At 68.5% G+C, this 25,924-nt stretch carries 23 protein-coding genes; 10 read left to right on the forward strand and 13 right to left on the reverse strand.

The window, feature by feature from the left end:
- Positions 1–7 precede the first annotated feature (7 nt).
- From A5624_RS10970 to A5624_RS10980, 3 genes are all read right to left on the reverse strand, one after another.
- The gene (locus tag A5624_RS10970; protein WP_066865970.1) at positions 8–943 is read right to left on the reverse strand and encodes a R2-like ligand-binding oxidase; all 936 of its coding nucleotides are present in this window, start codon (positions 941–943) and stop codon (positions 8–10) included.
- A complete protein-coding gene (locus tag A5624_RS10975; RefSeq protein WP_066865973.1) occupies positions 940–1,635 on the reverse strand; it encodes a TetR/AcrR family transcriptional regulator in 696 nt (231 codons plus the stop codon). Before A5624_RS10975 ends, A5624_RS10970 begins: the two co-directional genes overlap by 4 nt.
- Positions 1,636–1,833: 198 nt before the next feature.
- Positions 1,834–3,531 carry an acyl-CoA dehydrogenase family protein gene (locus tag A5624_RS10980; protein ID WP_066865977.1) on the reverse strand — a complete coding sequence of 566 codons (1,698 nt, stop codon included), beginning with the start codon at positions 3,529–3,531 and terminating at the stop codon, positions 1,834–1,836.
- A 126-nt stretch (positions 3,532–3,657) separates the two neighbouring features.
- On the opposite strand from A5624_RS10980, the gene A5624_RS10985 reads away from it, so the two are divergent.
- The 3 genes from A5624_RS10985 (at position 3,658) to A5624_RS10995 (ending at position 7,362) form a co-directional block, all read left to right on the forward strand.
- Positions 3,658–4,638, forward strand: a complete 981-nt coding sequence (locus A5624_RS10985) for a phosphotriesterase (protein ID WP_066865981.1) — start codon at positions 3,658–3,660, stop codon at positions 4,636–4,638.
- On the forward strand, positions 4,631–6,103 hold the full coding sequence (locus tag A5624_RS10990) for an AMP-binding protein (protein WP_066865983.1): 1,473 nt from the start codon (positions 4,631–4,633) through the stop codon (positions 6,101–6,103). The genes A5624_RS10985 and A5624_RS10990 overlap by 8 nt, the downstream gene beginning before the upstream one ends.
- Before the next feature lie 236 nt (positions 6,104–6,339).
- Complete coding sequence (locus A5624_RS10995; protein ID WP_066865986.1) at positions 6,340–7,362, forward strand: methyltransferase; 1,023 nt, start codon at positions 6,340–6,342, stop codon at positions 7,360–7,362.
- A 48-nt stretch (positions 7,363–7,410) separates the two neighbouring features.
- Here A5624_RS10995 and A5624_RS11000 read toward each other — a convergent pair whose 3' ends face one another.
- A complete protein-coding gene (locus tag A5624_RS11000) occupies positions 7,411–8,748 on the reverse strand; it encodes a lipase family protein (RefSeq protein WP_066865989.1) in 1,338 nt (445 codons plus the stop codon).
- A 157-nt stretch (positions 8,749–8,905) separates the two neighbouring features.
- Positions 8,906–10,081, reverse strand: a complete 1,176-nt coding sequence (locus tag A5624_RS11005) for an acyltransferase (RefSeq protein WP_066865992.1) — start codon at positions 10,079–10,081, stop codon at positions 8,906–8,908.
- A gap of 183 nt (positions 10,082–10,264) precedes the next feature.
- On the opposite strand from A5624_RS11005, the gene A5624_RS11010 reads away from it, so the two are divergent.
- Both A5624_RS11010 and A5624_RS11015 read left to right on the forward strand, forming a co-directional pair.
- Entirely contained in the window at positions 10,265–11,551 is a 1,287-nt protein-coding gene (locus tag A5624_RS11010; protein ID WP_197505177.1) for a DUF3068 domain-containing protein, read from the forward strand.
- A gap of 21 nt (positions 11,552–11,572) precedes the next feature.
- Positions 11,573–13,294, forward strand: coding sequence for a hypothetical protein (locus tag A5624_RS11015; protein ID WP_066865998.1), 1,722 nt, complete (start codon positions 11,573–11,575; stop codon positions 13,292–13,294).
- On the opposite strand, the gene A5624_RS11020 is transcribed toward A5624_RS11015, so the two are convergent.
- Positions 13,274–14,440, reverse strand: a complete 1,167-nt coding sequence (locus A5624_RS11020; protein WP_066866001.1) for a glycosyltransferase family 4 protein — start codon at positions 14,438–14,440, stop codon at positions 13,274–13,276. The genes A5624_RS11015 and A5624_RS11020 overlap by 21 nt on opposite strands.
- Positions 14,441–14,505: 65 nt before the next feature.
- Between A5624_RS11020 and A5624_RS11025 the strand changes: the two genes are divergently transcribed.
- The 4 genes from A5624_RS11025 (at position 14,506) to A5624_RS11035 (ending at position 18,045) form a co-directional block, all read left to right on the forward strand.
- Entirely contained in the window at positions 14,506–15,273 is a 768-nt protein-coding gene (locus A5624_RS11025; protein WP_066866057.1) for a class I SAM-dependent methyltransferase, read from the forward strand.
- Between the two features lie 92 nt (positions 15,274–15,365).
- Entirely contained in the window at positions 15,366–16,835 is a 1,470-nt protein-coding gene (locus tag A5624_RS11030) for an aldehyde dehydrogenase (RefSeq protein WP_066866004.1), read from the forward strand.
- Positions 16,836–17,236: 401 nt separating this feature from the next.
- Positions 17,237–17,368 carry a hypothetical protein gene (locus A5624_RS29275; protein WP_255361682.1) on the forward strand — a complete coding sequence of 44 codons (132 nt, stop codon included), beginning with the start codon at positions 17,237–17,239 and terminating at the stop codon, positions 17,366–17,368.
- An 8-nt stretch (positions 17,369–17,376) separates the two neighbouring features.
- A complete protein-coding gene (locus A5624_RS11035; protein WP_232002243.1) occupies positions 17,377–18,045 on the forward strand; it encodes a TetR/AcrR family transcriptional regulator in 669 nt (222 codons plus the stop codon).
- Positions 18,046–18,050: 5 nt separating this feature from the next.
- On the opposite strand, the gene A5624_RS11040 is transcribed toward A5624_RS11035, so the two are convergent.
- From A5624_RS11040 to A5624_RS11050, 3 genes are all read right to left on the reverse strand, one after another.
- Positions 18,051–18,347, reverse strand: a complete 297-nt coding sequence (locus tag A5624_RS11040) for a hypothetical protein (RefSeq protein WP_066866008.1) — start codon at positions 18,345–18,347, stop codon at positions 18,051–18,053.
- A 19-nt stretch (positions 18,348–18,366) separates the two neighbouring features.
- Complete coding sequence (locus A5624_RS11045) at positions 18,367–19,884, reverse strand: class I adenylate-forming enzyme family protein (protein ID WP_066866010.1); 1,518 nt, start codon at positions 19,882–19,884, stop codon at positions 18,367–18,369.
- A gap of 154 nt (positions 19,885–20,038) precedes the next feature.
- A complete protein-coding gene (locus A5624_RS11050; RefSeq protein ID WP_066866012.1) occupies positions 20,039–20,581 on the reverse strand; it encodes an isoprenylcysteine carboxylmethyltransferase family protein in 543 nt (180 codons plus the stop codon).
- Positions 20,582–20,678: 97 nt separating this feature from the next.
- On the opposite strand from A5624_RS11050, the gene A5624_RS11055 reads away from it, so the two are divergent.
- Positions 20,679–21,269, forward strand: coding sequence for a TetR/AcrR family transcriptional regulator (locus tag A5624_RS11055; protein ID WP_066866014.1), 591 nt, complete (start codon positions 20,679–20,681; stop codon positions 21,267–21,269).
- Between the two features lie 67 nt (positions 21,270–21,336).
- Here the strand turns inward: A5624_RS11055 and A5624_RS11060 are convergent, their stop codons facing one another.
- The 4 genes from A5624_RS11060 to A5624_RS11075 form a co-directional block, all read right to left on the reverse strand.
- Positions 21,337–22,131, reverse strand: coding sequence for a crotonase/enoyl-CoA hydratase family protein (locus A5624_RS11060; protein ID WP_369806937.1), 795 nt, complete (start codon positions 22,129–22,131; stop codon positions 21,337–21,339).
- A gap of 132 nt (positions 22,132–22,263) precedes the next feature.
- The gene (locus A5624_RS11065; RefSeq protein ID WP_066866019.1) at positions 22,264–23,673 is read right to left on the reverse strand and encodes a wax ester/triacylglycerol synthase family O-acyltransferase; all 1,410 of its coding nucleotides are present in this window, start codon (positions 23,671–23,673) and stop codon (positions 22,264–22,266) included.
- Between the two features lie 44 nt (positions 23,674–23,717).
- Complete coding sequence (locus tag A5624_RS11070) at positions 23,718–24,923, reverse strand: alpha/beta hydrolase (protein ID WP_066866021.1); 1,206 nt, start codon at positions 24,921–24,923, stop codon at positions 23,718–23,720.
- Between the two features lie 168 nt (positions 24,924–25,091).
- Complete coding sequence (locus A5624_RS11075) at positions 25,092–25,745, reverse strand: SAM-dependent methyltransferase (RefSeq protein ID WP_066866023.1); 654 nt, start codon at positions 25,743–25,745, stop codon at positions 25,092–25,094.
- Positions 25,746–25,924: the final 179 nt, after the last annotated feature.

Consider the following 25,924-nt stretch of genomic DNA (forward strand, 5'->3'; position numbering starts at 1 on the left):
GCCGCCGTCACACCCCAGCCAGCAGCTTCTCGTCCTCCTCGGCGAAGGTGTCCTCGAGCTGGACCGGCGAGTAGTCGAGGTCGATCTCGCTGAGCGGGCGCCCGCGCGCGCTGGAGATGGTGCCGAAGCGCCGCATCCCCTTATCGGAGGCGTAAGCCATGAACTCGTCCACCGACAGGCCGAAGGGCATCGGGTCGTAGAGGGCGAAGCCCTCCTCGATCAGGCGCAGGCCCAGCGGCATCAGCTCGTTCATCCGGGTCTCGAAGACGCCCCAGTTGGCGTCGTCGGCGGCCACGTGGCGCCGGCAGGTGAAGGTGCCCCAGGCCATGTGGCGTCGCTCGTCGTCGCCGATGCGACGCACCAGCTCCTGCATGCCGGGCAGGATGCCGCGCTCCACGCAGATCTTGTGCCAGCCGAAGTAGCCGGTCAGCGCCAGCATGCCTTCGACCATGTGGTTGTAGGTCACCGACGCGCGGACCTGGGCGGCCGGCGACGGATCGACCGTCAGCGCGTTCAGACAGTCCGGCAGTTCCTCATAGAAGATCGTGCGGTAGGTGGGCACGTCGTCGAGGTAGTAGTGCAGGTCCTCGGTGATGCCGACGGCGTCGAGCCACATGCGGAACACCTGGACGTGCTTGGCCTCCTCGAAGGCGAACTGCGTCAGATACATCTCGTCGCCGAGCCGGCCTTCGGCCCGCATCGCGGCCATGAACGGCTGGATGTCCTGGGTCACCGACTCCTCGCCGGCGATGAACTCGGCGCACAGCCGGGTCGCATAGCTGCGTTCGTCGTCGGTGAGCCGCTCCCAGTCCTCGCGATCGCGGGAGAAGTCGATGTCGGCCGGATTCCAGAATTTCGCGTTGCCGCCCGCAAAGAGCTTGAGCGGCAAGCTGTCCCAGTTGAGGCCGCCCTGTGCCATCGAGGCGATTCGGGTGCGATTCATGTGACCTCCTCAGATCGTTTGGGGGCTGGGCTGATCGGCGCGGATTTCGGCGCGGTCGAGAACGCGGCGGCCAGCACCGCGACGAGCCTGCGCACGGCCAGCGCCGGCTGCTCCGGGGTGGGCTCGTCGAGCCCGAGAATCGGATCCAGGCCGCGCATGTAGGGCGCCAGCGCCAGGTGCGGAAAGATCAACAGCAGCAACGACAGCAGCGCGTCGGTGTCGGAATCCGCACGTAGGTCGCCGCGCAGCTGCGCGTCGCGCACCAGCGGGCGCATCACCTCCAGGTAGTGCCGGTGGATGACGTTCTGCACGCTGACCCGGGCCTCGGTGTCGACTTCCAGGGTCGCCGCGGCGTGCAGCGCCCGTTCGTGCGGGTGGTCGGCGAAGTAGGCCACCCACGCGTCGAGCCAGTCGGTCAGGAAGTCGAAGAACGGCCGGCTCGGATCCAGCTCGCGGATGCGGTCCTCCATGTAAGCCCGCACCCGCTGGCTGCCGATGTCGGCGATGAACGCATACAGGTCGCGCTTGTCGGCGAAGTACTGGAACAGGCTGCCCTTGGCGACCCCAGCGCGGCGCGCGATGACGTTCAGGCTGCCCCGGGAGAACCCGTGCGCCCCGAACTCCGCCTCCGCGGCTTCGATGATCGCGGCGCGACGGGCGGGATCGACGCGCGCCCAGGTGACCGTCGGCAATGCAAACTCCTCACCTCAATGACCACTGGTCATATTACGGTGATCTGCGTCACAGTCAAGGGGTTCCGGCGGCCCCACGTGCAACCAACTTCACGCTCGCAGCCCAACGTGAAACTAACTTCCCCCCGAGCGCCCCGTTGGACGGGCGCTCGCAGCCCCGCGCCCGGCTGGCCGGGCGCTCGACGAGCGACGCCGGCCCTACGGCCGCATCTGATACGCGCCGTTGATGGGCGCGATGTGCTCTTTCCACAGCTGGTCGTAGCGCGACGGGTCGTGGGCGGGGCGACGGATCATCCGCATCGCGAAGCGGGCCTGCGCGTCCGTCGTCGCCGGCTTGTCGCCCAGCTCGACGGCGTACGCGTTGAAGTCGCGGACCAGCACGGCGAAGATCTCGTCGATCAGTCCCTCGTCGACGCCCGACAGCCCGGCCTCCTCCAGGATGAGCTGGGCGTAGGGCACGGTGGCGAACAACTGCCCGACGGCGAAGGCGAAGTCGATGTCTTTCTGCTGCGCGGCATCCGGCGTCGCGCCGGCCAGCATGTCGGCCAACACGTCGATCTGCGAGCGCAGCAGCGCGACGTTGGGCAGGTGCCCGAAGCGGTCGAACGGCGCGCGCCAATCGTGGAAGCGCACCTTGCCCAGCCCGCCGGTGGGGCCCTGGTTGAACAGGAAGGTGTCGTCGGCGGCGTCATCGCGACGCCCGATCAACGGCAAGTCGGCGTTCGGCGCAAACAGGAAATTGGGCATGAACTTGCCGAGCAGCCCGATGTTGATGTGGACGGTGCCTTCCAGCCTTGGGAGCAAACCGATTTCGCGGGTCATCGCCTCGAAGATGGTGTCCTTCTCCACGCCCTTGGCGGCGATGACGTCCCACAGCGCGGCGATGACGCGTTCGCCCTCGCTGGTGATCTTCGCCTTGGTGAGCGGGCTGTACAGCAGGTAGCGGCGGTCGGAGGCCGACGCGCTGCGCATGTAGTCGCAGGCGCGGGTGGCGACCATCCGCATCGCGACCAACCGCGCGTAGGCGTCGGTGAGCAGCCGCCGCACATGGGTGAAGTCGGTGACCACCGTCCCGTACAGGATGCGGTTGGAGGCGTGGGTGACCGCCTCGTACATCGCGTGGGTACACATCCCGACCGCGCCCCAGCCGAGGTTGTACTTGCAGACGTTGACGGTGTTGAGCGCCGCGTGGAACGCCTCGGGCCCGCGGTGCAGGATGTCGGCCTCGGTCACCGGGTAGTCGCGCAGCGCGTAGTTGGCGACGAAGTTCTGCGAGTTCACCACGTTCTTGATCAACCGGTAGCGCTCGTGCTGAGAGTCGGCGGCGAAGAACACGTACTCGTCGGTGTCGTCGAACTTGCCGAAGGTGGACACCATCCGGGCCACGTTGGCGTTGCCGATGTAGTACTTTTCGCCGTTGGCGACCCAACCCGCCTCGGAAGGCGTCAGGTTCATGTCGGTCTGGTAGACGTCCGCGCCGTGCGTCTGCTCCGACAAGCCGAACGCGAAGACCTCGCCGGCCTCGAGCAGCGCGGCGGCCTTGCGCTTGGCGTCGGAGTTGGCGCTCATCCAGATCGGCCCCAGGCCCAGGGCGGTGACCTGGAAGGGATACCAGTAGTTGAGCCCGTAGAAGCCGACGATCTCGGCGAACGCACTGATCCGGTAGGTGTCCCAGCGGCAATCATCGGCCCCATAGGCCGACGGTGTCAGCAGCGACGCGAAGATGCGCTCCCGGCCGACGTGCTCCAAAAAGTCCGAGTACCAGACCCGTTCGTGGTCGTCGGACTTCAGCCTGGCCTTGCCGCGGGATTCGAAGAAGTCCACCGTGGCGGCCATGATCTCCCCCGAGCGGCGGTCTGGGTACTGGCGTTGCAAGTGGTTGGGATTGAGCAACATGACGTGACTCCCAGCGGGTTCTCGACGAAGACGAGGGTGACGGTACTGCAATGGCGCGGCCCCCGGGGGCTGCCTGGAATAAAACGACCCTGTTGGTCGGGTGTTAGTCGACCTAGCATCAGTGGCGTGTCAGAACTCAATACCGCTCGCGGGTCCATCGATACCGCTGCGCTAGGCGTCACCCTCATGCATGAGCACGTGTTCATCATGACCACCGAGATCGCGGAGAACTACCCCGAAGCGTGGGGCGACGAAGAACAGCGGGTGGCCGACGCCATCAAACGGCTCAACGAGCTCAAGGCCCGCGGGGTGGACACCATCGTCGATCTCACCGTGATCGGCCTGGGCCGCTACATCCCGCGCATCGCCCGGGTCGCGGCGGCCACCGAGCTGAATATCGTTGTGGCGACTGGGCTTTACACCTACAACGACGTGCCGATGTACTTTCACTACCTCGGCCCGGGCGCGCTGGCGGGCGGGCCGGAGATCATGACCGACATGTTCGTCCGCGACATCGAGCAGGGCATCGCCGACACCGGCATCAAGGCCGGGATCCTCAAATGCGCCACCGACGAACCCGGCGTCACACCGGGCGTCGAGCGGGTGCTGCGCGCGGTCGCCCAGGCGCACAAGCGCACCGGCGTGCCGATCTCGACGCACACCCACGCGGGGCTGCGGCGCGGGCTCGAGCAGCAACGCATCTTCGAAGAGGAGGGCGTCGACCTGAGCCGGGTGGTGATCGGTCACTCCGGCGACAGCACCGACATCGGCTACCTCGAGGAGCTGATCGCCGCCGGCTCCTACCTCGGGATGGACCGCTTCGGCATCGACGCGTTCCTGCCCTTCGAGGATCGGGTGAACACGGTGGTGCAGATGTGCGAGCGGGGACACGCCGACAAGATGGTGCTTTCGCACGACGCCAACTGTTACTTCGATGCGATCCCGGAGGAGCTGGGGTCGCAGATGCTGCCGAACTGGCACTACCTGCACATCCACAACGACGTCATCCCGGCGCTCAAGGAGCGCGGCGTCACCGACGAGCAGCTGCACACGATGCTGGTGGACAATCCGCGCCGCATCTTCGAGCGGCAGGGCGCTTATGAGTGAGCCGATCCCGCCGATCGGTTCCCAGATTTCGGCGCTGGCCGCACTCGCCCCCGACGAACCGGCGGTCACCTGCGACGGCACCACCCTGACCCGGGCCGAGCTCGACCGTTCGACGAATCGGTTGGCCCGCGCCTACGCGGAACTCGGGGTGGGCGTCGGCGACTACGTGACGATGGTGCTGCCGAATTCGGTCGAGTGGATACAGGCCGCGGTGGCGTGCTGGAAGCTAGGCGCGGTGCCCCAGCCGTTGTCCGCCCGGTTGCCCGACGCGGAGCTGCAGGGACTGCTGGACTTGCGCCCACCCGCCCTGCTGGTCGGCCGCGAGCATCATCAGATCCCCAGCGTGCCAACGGGTTTCGAGCCCGATCCGGCGTTGTCGGATGAGGCGCTGCCCGAGGCGGTGTCACCGGTGTGGAAGGCGATGGGATCCGGGGGCAGCACCGGGCGGCCCAAGCTGATCGAATCCGGCGGCGATAGCCGGATACCGGCGGCGATCGGCTACCCGCTGGGCGCCCAGGAGGGCGACACCACTCTGGTGCCGGTGCCGTTGAGCCACAACACCGGTTTCACCACCGCGACCATCGCGTTGCTGATGCGCCATCACCTGGTGTTGATGAGCCGGTTCGACCCCGAGCGGTTTCTCCGGCTGATCGCCGACCATCGCGTCACCTTTTTGACGACGGTGCCGACGATCATGCAGCGGACGCTGCCGGTCTACCAGGCCAACCCGGAAGCCTACGACCTGTCCTCGATTCGGCGGTTCTGGCACCTGGGCGCGCCCTGTCCCCCGGCCATCAAGCAGGCGTGGATCGACCTGCTGGGCGCGGAGAAAGTCTGGGAGCTCTACGGCGGCACCGAATTACAGGCGCTGACATTCATCTCCGGAGACCAGTGGCTGGCGCACCGCGGCTCGGTTGGCCTGGTGGTGGCCGGCGAGATGAAGGTGCTCGACGACGACGGCAACCCCTGCCCGCCCGGCGTGGTCGGCGAGATCTACATGCGGCCCGGCCCGGACAGCGCGCCCACCTACCGCTATGTCGGCGCCACGGCGAAAAGCCGCGACGGCTGGGACTCGCTGGGCGATCTCGGCTATTTCGATGCCGACGGCTTCCTGTATCTCTCGGACCGGCGGGTCGACATGTTCACCGTCGGGGGCCGCAACGTCTACCCCGCCGAGATCGAGAACGCGCTCTCGGCGCACCCGGACGTGCTGTCGTGTCTGGTCGTCGGAGTCCCCCACGAGGATCTCGGCCAGGTGCCATACGCACTCGTGCACCCGATCGACGGTTCGAACCTGGATTGCGTTGGCGTGCAAGAGTTTCTGCGCGAGCATGTGGCGGGGTACAAGGTGCCGCACACCGTCGAGTTCGTCGACACCCCGTTGCGCGACGACGCCGGCAAGGCCCGCCGCTCGGCGGTGCGGGCCCAGATCATCGAGCGCTTGTCGACCGCGGAGGCCAGCTGACCCGCACTGGTCTAGGGCCGCCATGAGCCGCATTCGGCGATCAACGCATACGACAGTGCATTTAAATCAAGCTTGGGCCGCGCGAAGATGCTCCAGCAGGAATACTTGTTTTTTCGAGTCTGTAATCGTCTGTAATGACCAGGTACTGGAGAACGATGCCGTCTAAGTCACCGACATCAACCCCGAGACTGCCGCCCGCCCGGGTGGCTCGGGCGGTCGAGCGAGTCCGTCATCACGTGGGGCGGCTATACCAGAGACTGGCACCCCCGCCGATCGCGGTCATCGAAATCCTCTTCGGGGCCTTTCTGTCGCAGGCCATCTCGGCATCCGCGCAATTGGGCATTGCCGACGCGCTGGCTGCGGGCCCGTTGACCAACGAGGAGTTGGCGCGCCGCATCGGGGCCGACCCGGACAGCGTGGCGCGGCTCATGCGGTTGCTGATCAGCCGCGGCGTGTTTCGCAGGCGTCGCGACGGCCGTTTCGCGCTGAACGCGCTGGCCGACACGTTGCGCACCGACTCGCCGATCTCGACGCATGGGACTGCCCTGTTCTTCGGCTCCCCGCAACATCGAGCGAACTGGACACGGCTGGCCGATGCGGTGCGCACCGGAGAGCCGAATCCCCCGAAAGTGTTCGGCAAGGACATCTTCGACTATCTCCGGGACAACCCCGAGTTCGCGGAGATCTTCAACAACGCCATGACCTCCACGTCGTCAGTGTTGGAGGCTGCGGCGGTCGCGGCGTACGACTTCAGCAACTTCGGCGTCATCGCCGATATCGGTGGCGGCCACGGCCGGTTACTGTCGTCCCTTCTCGCCGCCGCCCCCAACGCCCGCGGCGTGCTGTTCGACCTCCCCGAGGCAGTCGAGGGAGCACCACCTGTGTTGGCCGCGCACGGCGTCGCCGACCGAGTCACGGTGACGGGCGGGTCGTTCTTCGAAAGCGTGCCAGTCGCTGACGCCTATGTGATGAAGAACGTCATCCACGACTGGCCCGATGACAAAGCCATCGCGATCCTCGGCACCATCAAAGCCGCGGCCCCTGCGGGCGCGAAGCTGCTGCTGCTGGAGATGGTGGTCCCCGACCACGACCGCGAATTCCTCGGCCACTACGCCGATATGGAGATGCTGGTGATGGCGGGCGCATTGGAACGCGATCTCAAGCAGTGGACCGATCTACTCCGGCGGGGCGGCTTCCGGCTGCAGCGCGTGGTGCAGACGGCGGGGCCGCTCTGCGTCATCGAAGCCGCGCCCGGTTAGGAGGCCCGCCTCCGGCTCAGGCCTGCTGCGGGATGACCCGGCGAGCCGCTACGCCGCGTCGGATTTGGAGAGCGGACGGGACCGGACCGGCCGTCCCAAGATCACCTTGGCCGTGATCGCGCCGAGCTTCAGCATGCCGAGGTAGGTCGACGGGTTGAACAGGGTCGGCCACACCGTCCGGGTCCTGTTTTCGTCGATCGGGCGTCCGGTGAACCGGTCGCGCAGCCACCTGAGGGCCATCGGCGAGGACAGCGGGTGCAGCAGCAGGTGACCGCAGAATCGATCGCGGTGATAGGTGACCGCCACCCCCGCCGCGCCATACGTCGCGACGAGCTCATCGATGTCGTCGACACTGATGATCCTGTCGTGCACCGCCTGGATCACCAGCAGGGGCAGTTCGGGTGGGGTTCTGCCGAGCCTGGTTTCGTCGAAGATGTGGCGCACCTCCGGCAGGTCCCACAGTTCGTCGGTGGAGATGTCGACGTAGGAGCCGATGTCTGCGTTGCGCAGCCGCCGAACCGCGCCCGCGGTGGTCAGCTTCCGCAATTCGTTCAGCACCGCCCTGCCCTCCTCGGTGGCGTGCTCGATGACGACCCGCTGCGCTTCCGGGAACACCTCCGTCAGCGCCGCGATCATCAGCGCGGCGAGTCCGGCGAAAAACGACCCGTTGAGGCGGCGCGCGACGCTTTCCGGGTCGGCGACCGGTGAGCCGAGCACCGCGCCGACGATATTGAGTTCCGGCGCGTAGCGGGCGGCCGCCTCGGCCGCCCACGCGGAGGCGAAACCACCGCCCGAATAACCCCACAAACCCACCGGGGCGGACGGGGACAAGCCCAGGCGTTCGCAATTCAGGGCCGCCCGGACACCGTCGAGAATGCGGTATCCCGGCTCGCGGGGTGCGCCCCACATGCCGTGACAGCCCTCGTGGTCGGGCACCGAGACCGCCCACCCTTCGGCCAGTGCCGCCGCCACCAGCAGGAACTCCGCCTGCGTGAACGCGCCGATCGCCCCGGCGCCGCGGCGCAGCGCGTACGACGGGAAACACTGCGACGCCACCGCATCGATAGCGCACTGATACGACAACACCGGACACCGCGGATCGCGCTGTTCCGGCAGCAACAAAGTGGTCACGGCGACCTCGGGATCGTCATGCAGGTTCGTGCTGCGGTAGAGGAGTTGGGTGGCCGTGAAGCTTTGCGGCAGCAGGCCCAGGAAGCCCAACTCGACGGTGCGCGAGCGCAGCACGGTGCCACATTCAGCCTGTTCATAACCCGGCGGCGGTTGGTAGAAGGGATCGTCATCCGGCGAGAGCGGACGCTCGCCAGGACGCAACTCCTCGTGTGGCGTGTCCGCCATCGGCCGTGCCGCGATCGTGTCGTTGTCCATTGTCGAACGCCTCTCCTGGACCGAAGCGACTTCGTCACCTTGCCGCTTCCGGCACCCGCGACCCGCCGCTCTCTCACACTCGGGGTTACCCAAAAAAGAGGTTTCGAGACCTTCGGTACCGCATCGGAGGGGAATTCAGGTGGCCGTCCGGGCGGGCTCACGGCGCGATCGCGTCGGCCTCGGCGTCGACATCCTGAGCCGTCTCGGCCGGCTTCTCTCGTTTCTCCCAGCGGCGCAACGCTTCTCGGCACGGCGACTCGACAAGCGCATAGCTGACCGCGGCGATCGCGAAACCGAAGATCAGCGTCAGCACCAGCACCGTGGGCATGCGGCCAGTGAACGGGAACGTCCCGAGCACCGGAAACACCATCGCCAACGCCGCCAGATGCCACACGAACAACCCGTAGGACCAGCGGCCCAACGTCACCATGGCGGTCGTCCCCAAGATGCGATGCGCGGTGTCCACCCGATCCAGCACCAGCGGGGCGACCAGCGCGAAGGCCACCACAGAGCCCATCGCGGTCTTCACCGCGAACTGAGCCGGGGTGCCGGGCACCAGACCTTCGGGACCCGCCAGCGGCGACGCCGCGATCAGGTAGGCGACCACCGCGACGGCCGCCATCACCAACCGCCGGCGCGCAATCCGGTGTGGCAGCCCGATCCCGCTGTGCACCCACTCGGCCAGCAGCATGCCGGCGGCGAACCAGGAGAAGAACGCCGGCGGCCAGTTCAGCGGATTGATACCCGAGGCCGAGTCGGCCGCGAAGAGCCACCCCCACGCCCAGCTCAGCGCGCCCAGCGCGGCGATCGCCGGTACCCGGCCCCGCACCGGCAGGCGGCGGGCCAGCAGCGCGAGAACCGGCAGCGCCAGATAAAAGCTGACCTCGACCGACAGGCTCCACATCTGGGTCAGCCCGCCGGTCAGCGTCAACGGCACATAAATCTGGGTGAGCGTCAGGTTGGCCAGCCACACCGTCGGGCTGGCGTGGTCGGCGTCGGGCAACAGCGTCAGGATCACGACCACGGCGACCACATAGGCGGGCATGATGCGGACCACCCGCGACCGCAGGTAGTGCCCGGTGGCCGGACGCGACCCCAAACCCCGTGCCGCCGCGGCATGCCCGCGCCACAACAGAAAACCCGACAGCGCAAAGAACACCGCCACGGCCAGGTCGAAGCGGCCGAACAGCCTGCCGGTGGCGCCGCTGGAGTGTCCGGTCTGGAACGCGACGTGCGTGACCACCACGCCCATGGCCGCGCAGGCGCGCATGCCTTCCACGGCCGGCAGGAAGCTGCGCACCCCGCCCGCCCGCTGGTCATCGCTCACCACCACAGTTTGCCTGTGCCGTGTGGTCCGGCCATTCGGTACACCCGAAGGACCCGTCCGCGCGAGCAACAGGTTCGTAAGTCGCTGCCTTACTTTCTGCTGTTAGGGTCAAACGAGTTTGCCCCGGGCTTGCCTGCTCGGGTCGGGTCGCGGCTGATGAAGCAAGGAAATTGAGGAGGGCACAGCGACGTGAACCGAGCAGTCATGTTGCGGTTCGCCGCATGCGGGATCATCGGACTCGGAGCCGCCCTGCTGATCGCCGCGCTGCTTTTGACGACGTACACCACCAGCAGGATCACCAAGGTGCCCCTGAACATCGACGCCACGCTGATCGGTGACGGCACCGGGACCGCACTGGACTCCGCGTCGTTGTCGACCGACCACGTCATCGTCAACCAGAACGTGCCGCTGGTCTCCCAGCAGCAGATCAGCGTCGAGTCGCCCGCCAACTCCGACGTGGTCACGCTGCAGGTCGGAAGTTCGTTGCGGCGCACGGACAAGCAGAAGGACAGCGGGCTGCTGCTGGCGATCGTCGACACCGTCACGCTCAACCGCAAGACCGCGCTGGCCGTCTCCGACGACACCCACGCCGGCGGTTCGGTCCAGAAGCCGCGTGCCGTCAACGACGAGAACCCGCCCACCGCGATGCCGCTGCGCCACGACGGGCTGTCCTACCGGTTCCCGTTCCACACCGAGAAGAAGACCTACCCCTACTTCGATCCGATCGCGCAGAAGGCGTTCGACGTCAACTACGACACCCAGGAAGACGTCAACGGGCTGACCACGTACAAGTTCACCCAGAACGTCGGCTACAACGCCGACGGCAAGCTGGTGGCCCCGGTGGCCTACCCGTCGCTGTTGGCGGGCAACGAGGATGCCAAGCAGACCACGTCGGCGGCGATGTGGGGCGTGCAGGGCGGTGACCCGAACGAACAGATCACCATGACCCGCTACTACGCGGCGCAGCGCACCTTCTGGGTGGACCCGGTGTCGGGCACCATCGTCAAACAGACCGAGCACGCCGATCACTACTTCGCCCGCGATCCGCTCAAGCCGGAGCTCACGCTGGCCGACTACAAGGTCACCTCGAACCAGGACACCGTCGAATCCCAGGTGAACGCCGCCCGCGACGAGCGCGACCGGCTGGCGCTGTGGTCGCGCGTCCTGCCGATCACCTTCACCGCGGTCGGTCTGATCGCGCTGATCGGCGGGGGGCTGCTCGCGTCGTTCAGCCTGCGCAGCGAGAGCGCGCTGACCGACCCCGGCCTGGACCGTGGCGACCAGGACTTCTTCGGCCGCAGCGGCCTGGAGGAACCGGTGCCCGGCGCCGAGGCCGAGACCGAGAAGCTGCCCACCCAACGGCCCGAGGCGCGCCAGGAGACCGGTCCGCCCGGCTCCGACCCGCCCGGCCCGGATGAGCCCACCGAGGCGGGGCACACAGAATCCCACCCGCCCGGCACGCACGACCGGGAATAGCCCGGCCCGGATGCGTTAACCGTGCGCTGGACCCGACCCGGGTACGCACTGGTCTTGGCGCTGCTGGTGGTCGGGCCGCTCCTGGCGCCCGGATACCTGCTGCTGCGCGACGCGGTGTCGACGCCGCGGTCCTATCTGTCCGATACCGCGCTGGGGCTGACGTCGGCGCCGCGCGCCACCCCCCAGGACTTCGCGGTGGCGCTGGCCTCCCAGCTGGTCGACGGCGGCGTCGTGGTCAAGGCGCTGCTGGTGGCCGGGCTGTGGCTGGCGGGATGGGGCGCGGCCCGGCTGGTCGCGGTCACGCTGCCCTGCGCGGGCGCGCCCGGCCAGTTCGTCGCCACCACCGTCGCGATCTGGAATCCCTATGTCGCGGAACGGCTTCTGCAAGGGCATTGGAGCCTGCTGGTCGGTTACGGCTGCCTGCCCTGGGTGGCGGCCGCGATGGTCACGCTGCGGACGGCACCGACCTCGAGCCGGTTCGGGCCCTTGGGGCTGGCGTTCTGGATCGCGCTCGCCGGGCTGACCCCGACCGGGCTGCTGCTCGCCGCGACGGTGGCGCTGGCCTGCGTGGTGGTGCCCGGTAGCGGCCGGCCGCGCCGGTGGTGCGCCGCGACGGCGTTGGGCGCCGCCCTGGTGGCGGCGCTGCCGTGGTTGACGGCGTCGGTGATGGGCTCGTCGCTGACCGCCCACACCGCGGCCAACCGGCTGGGGGTGGAGGCGTTCGCCCCGCGCGCCGAGCCCGGCCTGGGCACCCTGGGCAGCCTGGTCAGCCTCGGCGGCATCTGGAACGGCGACGCCGTACCCGGTTCGCGCACCACGCTTTTCGCGGTGTTCTCGGCGGTGGTGCTGTTGGGCGTGGTGGCCGCGGGCCTGCCGACGGTCGTCCGGCGCCCGGTGGCGGTGCCGCTGCTGGTGCTGGCCGCCGTGTCGGTGCTGATCCCGGCGGCCCTGGCGACCGGCCCCGGGGTGGCGGTGCTGGGCACGGTGGTCGACACCGTGCCCGGCTTCGGGGTGCTACGCGACGGCCAGAAGTGGGTGGCGCTGGCGATGCCCGGCTACGCGCTGGCGGGCGCCGGCGCGGTGGTGACGCTGCGCCGCCGACTGCGACTCCCTGGGGCCGCCGCCCCGGCGCTGGTCTGCTGCCTGGCGCTGCTGCTGGCGCTACCGGACCTGGGCTGGGGAGTGTTCGGCAAGGTGGCGCCCGTGCGCTATCCGCGCGGCTGGACGGCCGTCGCCGCGGCGGTCAATGCGCAGCCAGGATCGATAGCGGTGTTACCCGCCGGCACCATGCGGCTGTTCTCCTGGTCGGGCGCGGCACCGGTGTTGGATCCGCTGCCCCGCTGGGTGCGCGCCGACGTGCTGAGCACCGGTGACCTGGTGATCTCGGGGACCACCATCGCCGGCGAGGGCGTGCACGCCCGGGCCGTGCAGCAGCTGCTGCTGTCCGGCCCCGACCCGGCGGCGCTGGCCGCGGCCGGCGTGGCCTGGCTGGTGGTCGAATCCGACAGCGCCGGCGACATGGGGTCGGCCGCCCGCACCCTGGGGGCGCTGGCGCCGGTCTATCGGGACCGCGAGATCGCCCTCTACCGGATCGGCGGGCGGACCGCCCCGGTGGCCGCCGGGCAGCGGACCGTGACGGTGATCGCCCATCTGGCGTGGTTGGCGCTGCTGCTGGGCGGGGGCGCCGGCGCGGTGATCGGCGCGTGGCGGCGCCGCACCCGCTCAGCCCGGCCCGGTGACTAGCCCATTGACCGTGCGGCCGGCTTGCACCGCTTCCAGCACGCCGCACATCGCGTCGGCGCTTTGCGTCCAGGAGAATTCGCCACTGCGGGTGTGCGCCTTGGCGCCCAGTTGATCGCGCAGCACCGGATCGGCGAGCAGTTCTTCGAGCCGATCCACCAGCTCGGCGTGGCTGTCCACCAGGATCCCGGTCACCTCGTCGACGATCGAGTCCGACAGGCCGCCCGAGGATCGGTAGCCGATGGTCGGCACCCCATGCTGGGCCGCCTCGACGACGGCCAGGCCCCAGCCCTCCTTGCGGGAGGGCAGCAGATGCACCCAAGCCCCTTGCAGGACATGGTGTTTGGTGAGGTCGTCGACGTGGCCGTGGAAGGTCACCGACGAGCAGATGCCGAGCCGCTGCGCGTGCTCGACGAGCCGGTCGCGCCACCAGCCGTCGCCGACGATGTCCAGGTGCAGACCCGGTATCCGCGGCAACAGCCGCGCGACCGCCTCCAGGGCGTCCTCGATCTGCTTGTGCGGCACCAGCCGCGACAGCACCACCACGCGCGGCGCCGCCGAGCGGGGGCCGGTCAAGGATTGCGCCGGAGCCCGGTCGAGGCCGTTGCGCACCACCGCGATACGGGCGCCGTCGACGCCCAGGGTGACCAGGTCGCGCGCGGACGGCAGCGACACCGTCACGTACTGGTTGTGCCGGTTCACCCGCGGCGACAGCGTCGACTCGACGAACCAGCCGAGCCGGCCGAGCACCGGGCCCGCCACCGGCCACTGCTCGCGGTGGCAGTGGTGCACCAGCACCACCACCCGGCGGCCGTAGATCAGCCGGGCCAAAAAGGGCAGGCCGTTCTGGGTGTCGACGACCACGTCGGGCCGCACCTTGCGCAGCGGGCCGAGCCCCAGCCGGGCCATGGCCATCGCCAGCAACGCCCAGACGTACACCGAATACCGACCGCCGGCGCGGTCGATCCGCACGCCGTCGACCACCTCGCGGCGCGGCGCGCCGCGATAGCGGGCGGTGCGCAACGTGACGGCGATGCCGGAGGCGGCCAACTGCGCGCCGATGCGCTGCAAATAGGCTTCGCTGCCGCCGCCCTGCGGGTGCCCGGTATCGCGCCAGCACAGCAGCAGCACGGAGCGCAAGGAAGACATCGGTCGCCAGCCTAACCGGCGGCGATGCGTGCCGGGCACGTCAGCACATCCGTAGGGTGTGGCCGGTGGGCGCCACCGACCTCTTCGCGCGCCGGGCGACGCTGACCCGCTCGGTGCGGCTGCTGTCGGAGTTTCGTCACGAGCAGTCGGATCCGGCCCGGTTCTACGGCGCCCTGGCGGCCGATACCGCGGCGATGGTGGGCGATCTATGGCGCGGCACCCACGGCGACTCCGCGGCCGGGCGCACGCTGCTGGACGTCGGCGGCGGCCCCGGCTACTTCGCGACGGCCTTCACCGAGGCCGGAATCCGCTATATCGGGGTCGAACCCGACCCCGGCGAGATGCACGCCGGGCCGGCCGCCGCCCGCGGGGCGGCGCCGTGCGTGCGCGCCTCGGGCATGGCGCTGCCCTTCGCCGACGACTCCGTGGACATCTGCCTGTCCTCCAACGTCGCCGAGCACGTGCCGCGGCCCTGGCAGCTCGGCGCCGAGATGCTGCGGGTGACCAAGCCGGGCGGGCTGGCCGTGCTGTCCTACACCGTCTGGCTGGGCCCCTTCGGCGGCCACGAGATGGGCCTGACGCACTACCTGGGCGGTGCCCGGGCCGCCGCGCGCTACACCCGCAAACACGGCCATCCGCCCAAAAACAACTACGGGTCGTCGTTGTTCGAGGTGTCCGCCGCCGACGGCTTGGACTGGGCGATCAGCACCGGCGCCACCCTGGCCGCATTTCCCCGCTACCACCCACGATGGGCGTGGTGGCTGACCTCGGTGCCGCTGCTACGCGAGTTCCTGGTCAGCAATCTCGTGCTGGTCCTGCAACCCCAAGAGTGAAACGTGTTCTCGTTTTGCCCCGGCTTGGGTAGGGTGGCGCCCATGCGCGCCGGCGACGATGCAGCGCGGAGCAATGAGGAGGAGCGGCGCAGATGGCCGAGAGCAAGACCGAATACGACAAGCTTTTCATCGGCGGCAAGTGGACGGAACCATCCACCTCCGATGTCATCGAGGTGCACTGTCCGGCCACCGGTGAATACGTCGGGAAGGTGCCGCTGGCCGCGGCCGCCGACGTCGACGCCGCGGTCGCCGCGGCGCGCGCGGCCTTCGACAACGGCCCCTGGCCCACCACCCCGCCCAAGGAGCGCGCGGCCGTGATCGCCAACGCGCTCAAGCTGATGGAAGAGCGCAAGGACCAGTTCACCCAGCTGCTCGCCGCCGAGACCGGCCAGCCGCCGACCAGCGTCGAGACCATGCACTGGATGAGCTCGATCGGCGCGCTGAACTTCTTCGCCGGTCCGGCCGTCGACCAGGTCAAGTGGAAAGAGGTCCGCACCGGCGGCTACGGGCAGAGCATCGTGCACCGCGAGCCGATCGGCGTCGTGGGCGCCATCGTCGCGTGGAACGTGCCGCTGTTCCTGGCCGTCAACAAGCTGGGCCCGGCGCTGCTGGCCGGCTGCACGGTGGTGCTCAAGCCGGCCGCCGAAACCCCGCTGAGCGCAAACGCTTTGGCGGAGGCCTTCGCCGAGGCCGGGCTGCCCGAGGGCGTGCTCTCGGTGGTGCCCGGCGGCATCGAAACCGGGCAGGCGCTGACCTCCAACCCGGACGTCGACATCTTCTCCTTCACCGGCAGCTCGGCCGTCGGCAAGGAGATCGGCCGTCGCGCCGCGGACATGCTCAAGCCGTGCACCCTGGAGCTGGGCGGAAAGTCGGCCGCCATCGTGCTCGAGGACGTCGACCTGGCCGCGTCGATCCCGATGCTGGTGTTCTCCGGAATCATGAACACCGGGCAGGCCTGCGTGGCCCAGACCCGCATCCTGGCGCCGCGCTCGCGATATGACGAAATCGTCGACGCGATAAGCACTTTCGTGCAGGCGCTGCCGGTGGGCCTGCCGTCGGACCCGGCCGCCCAGATCGGCTCGCTGATCTCGGAGAAGCAGCGCGCCCGCGTCGAGGGCTACATCGCCAAGGGCATCGAGGAGGGCGCCCGGCTGGTGACCGGCGGCGGCCGCCCGGAGGGCCTGGACAGCGGATTCTTTGTGCAGCCAACGGTTTTCGCCGACGTCGACAACAAGATGACGATCGCCCAGGAAGAGATCTTCGGGCCGGTGCTGTCGATCATCCCCTATGACACCGAAGAGGACGCGATCAAGATCGCCAACGACTCGGTGTACGGGTTGGCCGGCAGCGTGTGGACCGCCGATGTGCAACACGGCATCGAGGTCTCGGAGAAGATCCGCACCGGGACCTACGCCATCAACTGGTACGCGTTCGACCCGTGCTGCCCGTTCGGCGGTTACAAGAACTCCGGCATCGGCCGTGAGAACGGGCCGGAGGGCGTCGAGCACTTCACCCAGCAAAAGAGCGTGCTGATGCCGATGGGCCACACCATCGAGGGCTGAGGCCGTTACCTGCCGAACGTGCACTCAGGGCGTTTTTTCTGCCGATTTTTCGCCGTGAGTGCACGTTCGGCGTTCCGGTCTTAGCGCGTCACGAAGCGGGCCTGGTGTGTTCGACGAACGATTACATGCTCGAACAGCTCCGTCAGCATCGCACGATCGAAGGCGTTGCGTTTGTGCGGCCGGTTCAGGTGGACCATGCGCCCAGCGCAGCGGAGCTCTAGCCATTATGCAATAGGGCATATTTTTGCGGCCGATATGCATCCGCGGCTGCGGTTCGCGGCCCCGTCCACCCGCCATTTGTGCGGTGTGCGTCACACTTCGCCTGAGAAATTGCTTAATTTACGGATGTCTTATATGGTTCATAGCATATTCTAGGGCCGCACACAGGCCGGGAGAACATCATGTGGATCATCGAGCTCAACGTCGCCGGCTATCAGTACACCCGCGAGATGCCAGACTTGCGGCGCCGCACATTCCGCTTCAGCCCACGTCATATGCACTGGCCGGCGTTGCGCCACTCGCACGCGGCATGACCCGAGCCATGGGAGGTACGCCCACGCCGACTATCGGTGAAGCCGCGCCTGACCAGGCGCGGGCAAAACGCGGGGGCACCCGCACGAAGATGCTGGCCAGCGCCGCCGAGGTGATGCGCGAGCGCGGCGCGGCCGGCGTGACCATCGACGCGGTGCTCGCCCGCAGCGGCGCCCCGCGCGGCTCGGTCTACTACCACTTTCCCGACGGCCGCAACCAGATTCTGACCGAAGCGCTGCGCTACTCGGGTGACTCCATCACCGCCATGATCGACGACGCGGCCGGCCGGGGCGCCCGGGTGTTGCTGGCCGAGTTCGTCGGGTTCTGGGAGCGGCTGCTCACCGACGGCGGTTTCACCGCCGGGTGTCCGGTCGTGGCGGCGGCGATCGGCTGTTCGGACGACGACGGGCCCAAGCTCTCCGCCGAAGCGGGCGCCATCCTGGGCCGCTGGTGCACCGCGCTGACCCGTGCGTTCGTCAACGACGGCTTCGACGACGCCGACGCCGCCTCGCTGGCCGTGATGTCCATCGCCGCGCTGGAGGGCGCCATCGTGCTCTCCCGCTCCACCCGCAACGCCGGCCCGCTGCACCAGATCGGTGAGCAGCTCGAATTCCTGATCAAGGCAAAGGAATTCGTTGCCCGCAACAAAATTCCGGGTAAACAGGACGCCGCGCGCTGACCCGCTCAGTCGCTGGCGGGTAGCGGCTTGACCTCTTTGAGCTGCAGGGCGGTCTGCCCGATGCTCAGGCTGCCCGCGCCCGGCTTGGTCACCAGCACCTCGGCGCCGGTCTCGTCGACGTAGCGCTTGCCCATGACCGTGCCGTCGGCGAACGCCGGGTCCAATTCGCCCGACCGCTCGCCACCGACCGGCACCATCGGCACTCCACCACACCGCAAGTCGTCCAGGCTGTCGGCGCTTCTGACGACGATCACCTGGGTGTCACACACCTGGCTGGCGAGACGAGTTCCGTTCTTGATCATTGATTCCGTCCTTGATCGCTTACTGCTGGGCCGGTGCGGCGCGCAATCCGGTGAGGGTCTGGATGATCTCCCGCCGCAAGACCTTGCCGGTCGCGGTGGTGGGCAGCTCGTCGCGAAACACTACCTCGTCGGGAGTGCGCGAACCGCGCAAACTCTTGCGGACGAATTCGCGCAATTCGTCGGGGTCGGGGTCGGTGCCCGCCGCCGGCACCACCACCGCGACGATCGCCTGGCCCCACTGCGGATCCTCGACGCCGACCACCGCGACATCGCGCACCTGCGGGTGCTCGACCAGGACCTCTTCCAGCTCGGCGGGCGCGATGTTCTCCCCGCCGCGGATGATGGTGTCGTCGCTACGCCCACCGATGAACAGGTAGCCCTCGTCGTCGAGCATGGCGATGTCCTTGGTGGGAAACCAGCCGTTCTCGTCGAGCACCGAGCCGATGCCGGTGTAGCGGCCCGACACCTGCTCGCCGCGCACGAACAGCTCGCCGGTCTCACCCGGCGGCAACACGTTGCCGGCCTCGTCGCGGATCTGCAGCTCGATTCCCGCCACCGCCTGGCCGACCGATCCCAGCCGCCGGGCGGCCTCCGGGGTCGACGCCGCCTGCGCGGCGCGATGGTCGTCGGGCGTCAGCACCGCGATCGTCGAGCTGGTCTCGGTCAGGCCGTAAGCGTTGACGAAGCCCACGTTGGGCAGCAGTTCGAGCGCGCGGCGCACCAGCGGCAGACCGACCTTGGACCCGCCGTAGGCCAGGTTGCGCAGCGACGGCAGCTCGACGGCCGTCCCGTCGCCGTTGTCCAGCACGGTGATGATGCGGTCCAGCATCGTCGGCACCACCGTCGCGGTGGTCACGTTCTCGGCGTTGATCAGCCGAACCCATTCCCGCGCATCGAAATTGGGCAGGTACACCATCTTGCGGCCGGCATACAGATTCGACAGCGCGGCGCTGACCCCGGCGATGTGGTACGGCGGCACGCAGATCAGCGCGGCGTCGGTCTCTTCGGCCGCCCCGAATTCCACCGTTCCGGTGATGTAACTGGTCAGGTTGTTGTGTGAGAGCTCGACGGCCTTGGGCTGCGAGGTGGTGCCGGAGGTGAACAGCACGATCGCCACGGAGTCCGGGTCGGGAAACTCGGCCGCCGGTTCGGCGGTGCGCGCGGCCTCCAGGAAATCGTCGGACACGATCACGCGGTCCGACACATCGCCGACGGCGTCGCGGTAGCGACCGTCGACGATCACCAACGGCTCGGGCAGCCGCTCGATCAGCGCCCGGATGCCGTCGGCGGCGAGCCGGTAGTTGATCGGCGTGAAGGGCACGCCGGCACGCGCGGCCGCGAAGATCAGCACGGGCAGCATCGCGCCGCCGGTGCCCACATACGCGACGTGCCTGGCGTTCGACGCGGCGATCACCCCCGCGCCACCGTCGGCGAGATCGCTGAGCTGCTGCGTCGTCAGTCGCAGGTCCCCGGACACCACGGCCGTGCGATCGGCGTTGCCCGACGCGGCCATCTCCAGCAGCAGCGAAATGCTCATCCTCGATCTTTCTGGATTCCCGGCCCTTTACAGATCTCGCCTGCAGTGTAACTCAGCCCGGTTGCCCCCCGATGCCGAGCTTGCCGGGCGACGGGCGCCCTGGTCACGGGCGGGTCCGTCGGCGCCCATGACAAGGCCGCGCTTTCCCACCGACTCAGCGACGCGAGGGCGGCTCCCAGGCCGAGACTCGCGGGATCCAGCGCGGCACGTTGCTTCGATAGTCGGCGTATTCACCGCCATAGCGCTCGGCGAGATGGGGCTCCTCCCAGAACCGAATTGCGAGCGCCTGGAACGTGAAAAAGATTGCGAACCAGAGCAATAACGGAACCGACGCGATGACGGCCGCCTCGCCGAGCAGGATGCACAGCACACCGGTGATCATCGGGTTCCGCACGTGCCGGTACGGGCCCCGCACGACCAGATGGACCGGCTCCCCCATCACGTTGCCCAGCCCAAGCGTCCCCTCGCCCACGCGGTCAAACAGCACGTTCGTCCAGATCATCAGGGCCACGCCGGCGGCGATCAGCAGACAGCCGGCAGTGATCAGCCCGGCCCTCAGCGCGGCGTCCACGTGCGGAGCGTGGACGCCGGCCGGGCCGACGATCAAGGCCGGCACCACGAGCGTCACCGTTACCGGGAACAGCAGGACAGACATCAGGTGCCGCCACCAAAGGCGTCGGCGCGTGCTCGTCACCATGGAAGACTCCTCCGCCGAATACTTCAACTACCGTTCAACAACTAACGTACGCCGCGCGTCGGCATTTGCCAACGCTTGTTGAAGTATCCTGGCGCGCATGCCAGAAGCGCGGCGCGCGGGCCGGTGGCGCACCGGTCAACTGAACCGACAGCGCATCATCGATGCGGCACGCGAACGCTTCATGCGTGACGGGTACGAGCGGGCCACCGTCCGAGCGATCGCGGCCGACGCCGGTGTGGACGTCGCGATGGTCTACTACTTTTTCGGCAACAAGGAAGGCCTGTTCACCGCGTCCACGCTGACCGGTCCCGAGCACCCGTTGCATCAGCTGGCCACGCTGCTCGACGACGGGACCGAACGGATCGGCGAAAGGCTGGTTCGGCGCTTCCTCGAGCACTGGGAGGAAGGCGCCGTCTTCGAGCCGTTCCTGACGCTGTGGCGTTCGGCGGCGATCCACCCCGAGGCGCGAAAGGTGTTGCACGGCAGCCTTGCCGGCCCGATCGCCAAGCGGGTCGCGGCGGAATTCGGGGTGGCCGATGCCGAGCTACGGGTCGAGCTGGTGGCCAGCCACCTGGCCGGCCTGGCTTTCGCGCGCTACCAGCTGAAGATCGAGCCACTCGCGTCGACCCCCGTCGAGGACCTGGTCGCCTGGCTGGGGCCGACGGTGCAGCGCTATCTGACGGCTTAGTACCGCGAGCAGACGCAAAAGCCCCCGACACGCCGAGCGTGCGGGGGCTTTTGCGTCTGCTCGCGGGTTAGGTGCCGGTCCACTTCGGCGGGCGCTTCTCGGCGAAGGCGATGGCGCCCTCCTTGGCGTCGTTGGAGGAGAACACCGGGGCCAGCAGCTTGTTCTGCTCGGCGAACATCTCGTCGGGGCTCCAGCCGCGGGACTCGACGATGATCCGCTTGGTGGCGGCCACCGCGAGCGGCCCGTTCGCCGCGATCTTTTCGGCCAGCGCGATCGCGGCGTCCAGCGCCGCGCCCGGTTCGGCCAGCACATTGACCATGCCCAGCGCATGCGCACGCTCCGCGCTCAGGTTCTCACCGGTCAGCGCCAGCTCCATGGCGATCGCCGACGGGATGCGCTGCGGCAGCCGCAGCAGCCCGCCACCGCCGGCGACCAGCCCACGCTTGACCTCCGGGATGCCGAACGCCGAGTCCTTGGAGGCCACGATCAGGTCGGTCGCCAGGGCCAGCTCGGTGCCGCCGGCCAGCGCGTAGCCCTCCACCGCCGCGATCAGCGGCTTGACCGGCGGACGCTCGGTGAAGCCCATGCCACGACCCTCGACGATGGGCAGTTCGCCGCGGGCGAAGGCCTTGAGGTCCATGCCGGCGCAGAACGAGCCGCCCGCGCCGGTGACGATGCCGACCGACAGGCCGGTCTCGTTGTCGAGCCGGTCGACTGCGGCGGCCAGGCCGTTGGCCACCGCGGAGTTGACCGCGTTCTTGGCCTTGGGCCGGTTGATCGTGATGATGAGGATTCGATCCCGTTGTTCGACCAGAACTTCGGGTTCGTTGGCGTCGTCGTTCCCAGTGCTCACGGGCCGCACAGCTCCTTCAGGGAATGGGGTGGCATTCGGATAGCTCCTGTCGGACCGATGGTAGCGGTCGCCGGAAATGGCGTTAACGTCCCCCGAGATCCCGCTTACCGCCGAAGGTGATCAGCTACCGATCCGGCCCGGTCAGGCCGGAGCCATCGCCGCCTCGACGACCGTCAGCTTTTCGGAAAGCCCTGCGGCCCTGCGAATTTCGATGAAGTCAGCGACCATGGCGTCGGAAACCTCGTGCGGGTCTTCGAGCGTGGACCCGTCGCAGAGCACCGAGATGTTGAGCTGGTCGACATAGCTCCACACGGTGATGTTCAGGCCGCTGCCGGCGGTCAACGGCCCCACCGAATAGATCTCGGTGACCAGCGCCCCGCCCACCCGGCCGCGCTCGCGCGGTCCCGGGACGTTGGAGATGTTCAGGTTGAGGATCTTGTTGTGTCCGTCGCGACCGGACGCCCAGCGGAAGAAGGCCTGGGTGGGCCGGGGCGGCATGTAGGCCGCCCACCTGCTGACCAACTCCGGGCCCATCAGCTGGTTGCTTTCCTTGGCGGCGATGGCGTTCTCGTGGCTGCACCGCACCCGCTCCAGCGGATCGTCGGAATCGGTCGGCAGGCCCACCAGCACGCCGGTGAAGCGATTGCCCGAGATCCGTTCGGGCGAGAAGTCGAAACTCATCGGCACCGACGCCAACAGCGGTTCGGCCTTGCCGTCGTACCGCAACAGCAGGGTGCGCAGCGCCCCGGTCGCCATGGCCAGCACCATGTCGTTGATCGTCGCCCCGAGCCGCTTGCCGGTCTCCTTGACGTCGGCCAGGGCCAGGGTGGCGGTGGCGAACCGCCGTTCCGGGGTGATCTTGTGGTTCATGAAGGTCGGCGGCGGCTCGAAGGGCCGGGTCAGCTCCGGGGATAACTTGCGTGTGCTGCGGCGCACCCGCCCAACACCTTGGGCGGTGTAGCGGATGGTGTGCGGCAGTCGCCCGACATGGCGCATGTGATCGGCGAAGGCCGACACCATCAGCTGCCGCGAGGTGGGGGCCGGGTCGCACACGTACGGCTTGCCTTCCGGGCCCGGCTGCAGATCCATGCCGCGGGCCAACAGGTTCGCCGAGGCGACGCCGTCGGCAAGGGCGTGGTGGATTTTGCCGACGACCGCAATCCGGTTGTTGGCCAAGCCCTCCACGAAGTACATCTCCCACAGCGGCCGGCTGCGATCGAGCTGGGTGCTGGCGATTTGCCCGATGGCCTCGTCCAGTTCCCGGCGGCCCCCGGGCGGCGAAACCCGCCAGGGGCGGATGTGATAGTTCAGGTCGAGTTCGCAGTTCTCCCGCCACATCGGGTGGTGGAAGCCGAAGGGCACCTCGACGAGCTGGTAGCAGAACGGGTCGAGCTTGCTCAGCCGCCCGGCGATGACTTCACGAAAGGTGTCGACGTCCAGTGACCGGCGGTCAGCGTCCAGCTCGATGACGGCGGCCTTGATGGTGTGCATGTGCACGTTCGGCGCTTCGCTGTACAGCAGTACGGCGTCCCACCCGCTAAGCCTCTTCACCCCTGCCCCTTGCCCATAGAGGGACCATACTCAGCGGTGGCTGTTCAGATAACCTCTTTTGCCCCGACGCGTGTCTTGGTGCGGTAAATCTGGTTCAGGAACAGCGAAGTGACGTGCGCCGCGGCGCCGGCTCGCTCGCCGTCCAGCAGGTCATAGCCGTGACCGGCGCCGGGGAATTCCAGGTAGCCGACCATCGAATGCGACACCGCCCGCAGCCGCTCGACGAAGCTGCGCGCCTGCTCGACCGGGATCACGGTGTCTTTGCTGCCGTGAATGACCAAGAAGGGCGGCGCGTTTCGGTGCACGCGCGCGATCGGAGACGCGTCGCGGAAGATGTCCGGGCGACGGGCGATCGACTTCTTCACCACGACCCGCTCCAGGAATTCGACGAACCGCTCGCGCTCCGGCGTCGAGCGGTCCTCCCAGTCGTAGCGGCCGTAGATCCCGACGACGGCGTCCACCGAGGTGTCCGCGCCCTCGGGCAGCTTCGCCTGGAACTGCGGGTCGTCGGGCGTCAGGCCGGCCAGCGCGCTCAGGTGGCCACCGGCCGAACATCCCGCTACCGCAACGAAATCCCGGTCGCCGCCGAACTTGTCGACGTTGGCGCGCGCCCACGCGATGGCGGTCTTGACGTCGACGATGTGGCGCGGCCAGCGGTGGTGCGGCGAGACGCGGTAGTTGACCGCCAGGCACACCCAGCCCTGCTCGGCGAGCCGGGACATCAGCGCCGACCCCTGGCCCATGCACTTGCCGTGCACCCAGGCGCCGCCCGGCAAAAAGATCAGCACCGGCGCGGGTTGTGCGGGCAGGTCTTTGCGCCGCCAGACGTCGAGCACCTGATCGGGGTGGTCCCCGTAGTGCACGGCGCGGCGATAAAGGTAGCGGCGCTGGCGCAGGCCATCCCAGATCGGCGGTGTCTTCTCGGCGACGGGCCAGTCCGTCTCGAGATCCGCGGCCGCCACGACCCCGCGCAAGGCGGCGAGGGAGACCTGCTGGGTGCTGGCGCGGTCACGGCGCCGGACGTCGTTGATGCCGGGGGTGAACCAGTCTTTGGTCGCCGCGGAGATCGCCTCCGGCGCATGCCGCGCGCCCCAGACACCCATGGCGGTCAACCCGCCGAGGGGCTCGAGATGCTTGCCGACCACGGGCAGCGAAGCCCCGGCCACACTCAACGCCAGCGCATAGTCACCGGGGCGGGCCCGCAGCAACCATTTCACGCAATTGGTAATGCCCGGTCCATTCGCCGTCATGAACGGGACTGTACCCCTCACGGCGTTTCGCAAACTGACGTTTCCACAGAACGGGGCGCCGTGCTGGAACCGCTTTGCCGGGCGTGCTCGCTGACCACGATATTTACGCTGTTTGAACAGCTTTTAATTGTTCGCTGCGTTCGCCGAATTTTGCTGTGTACGACACGCTTACCCGGCCACCAGGTCGGCGATGACCCGGCCACCGACAAGGCTGACGCCGGTCAGCGTCAGCCCCACCTGCGTGGCCAGCGCGGCGGCGCTGTCCACCCCCACGGACGCCCAGCGAAACCAGGGGCCGACCTCCCCCGCCGACTCCAGACGCACCCAGCGCGAACAGATCCCGATGGCCTCGGCCTCGAACTCGGCCACGCAACGCCCGCCGCGGGCCAGCAGCTCGAAGGCCCGCCCGAGGATTCGTCGCGGATCCCCGCCGAGCCCGACGTTGCCGTCGACCAATAAAACCGTCTGCCACAGGCCCGTTCCCGGCAGCGGCTCGAACACGTCGCCCAGCAGTGCCGGTGCACCACCGCGACCCGCCAGCTGGATGGCGGTCGCGGACCGGTCGATGCCCAGTGCGGGGATGCCCCGCTGAATCAGCCTCGCCACCAACCGGCCCGGACCGCAACCCAGCTCGATTGTCGGCCCGGTGCACATCTGCGTGACGGCTTCGTCGAAGATTTCGTCGAAGGCGTCACCAGATCCATCACCGGGACATCGGGCACCCAACCATCGGTGCGCCGGCAGTGGCCGCAGTTCGCCGTCGTCATGACGGATCCAACATCGCTCCCCGCCAAGTGCCCGATCGTAAAGTTGCCCAAGCATTTCACGTCCTCGCGTCCTGGCCGATCGGGCGGCGCGCCGACGCTCCCGTCCCTGCGGGACGTTGCGGCGACGCGCCGGCAAACCCCAACAAGCTGACGGCAAGCCCGTGCGCCAGCACTGCTCCGATACCCCGATCGTGGCTCGGTTAATCCACCGCACTGGTGCACGGGGCCGGAACC

This window comes from Mycobacterium sp. 1482292.6 (assembly GCF_001672995.1).
Classification (GTDB): Bacteria; Actinomycetota; Actinomycetes; order Mycobacteriales; family Mycobacteriaceae; genus Mycobacterium; species Mycobacterium europaeum_A.

What these genes read in the sequence shown, in the direction of transcription:
- A5624_RS10970 (WP_066865970.1), bottom strand. Translation starts at nt 943, where the DNA reads ATGAATCGCACCCGAATCGCCTCGATGGCACAGGGCGGCCTCAACTGG.
- A5624_RS10980 (WP_066865977.1), bottom strand. Translation starts at nt 3,531, where the DNA reads ATGTTGCTCAATCCCAACCACTTGCAACGCCAGTACCCAGACCGCCGC.
- A5624_RS10990 (WP_066865983.1), top strand. Translation starts at nt 4,631, where the DNA reads ATGAGTGAGCCGATCCCGCCGATCGGTTCCCAGATTTCGGCGCTGGCC.
- A5624_RS11000 (WP_066865989.1), bottom strand. Translation starts at nt 8,748, where the DNA reads ATGGACAACGACACGATCGCGGCACGGCCGATGGCGGACACGCCACAC.
- A5624_RS11020 (WP_066866001.1), bottom strand. Translation starts at nt 14,440, where the DNA reads ATGTCTTCCTTGCGCTCCGTGCTGCTGCTGTGCTGGCGCGATACCGGG.
- A5624_RS11030 (WP_066866004.1), top strand. Translation starts at nt 15,366, where the DNA reads ATGGCCGAGAGCAAGACCGAATACGACAAGCTTTTCATCGGCGGCAAG.
- A5624_RS29275 (WP_255361682.1), top strand. Translation starts at nt 17,237, where the DNA reads ATGTGGATCATCGAGCTCAACGTCGCCGGCTATCAGTACACCCGCGAG.
- A5624_RS11035 (WP_232002243.1), top strand. Translation starts at nt 17,377, where the DNA reads ATGGGAGGTACGCCCACGCCGACTATCGGTGAAGCCGCGCCTGACCAG.
- A5624_RS11040 (WP_066866008.1), bottom strand. Translation starts at nt 18,347, where the DNA reads ATGATCAAGAACGGAACTCGTCTCGCCAGCCAGGTGTGTGACACCCAG.
- A5624_RS11045 (WP_066866010.1), bottom strand. Translation starts at nt 19,884, where the DNA reads ATGAGCATTTCGCTGCTGCTGGAGATGGCCGCGTCGGGCAACGCCGAT.
- A5624_RS11050 (WP_066866012.1), bottom strand. Translation starts at nt 20,581, where the DNA reads ATGGTGACGAGCACGCGCCGACGCCTTTGGTGGCGGCACCTGATGTCT.
- A5624_RS11055 (WP_066866014.1), top strand. Translation starts at nt 20,679, where the DNA reads ATGCCAGAAGCGCGGCGCGCGGGCCGGTGGCGCACCGGTCAACTGAAC.
- A5624_RS11070 (WP_066866021.1), bottom strand. Translation starts at nt 24,923, where the DNA reads ATGACGGCGAATGGACCGGGCATTACCAATTGCGTGAAATGGTTGCTG.
- A5624_RS11075 (WP_066866023.1), bottom strand. Translation starts at nt 25,745, where the DNA reads ATGCTTGGGCAACTTTACGATCGGGCACTTGGCGGGGAGCGATGTTGG.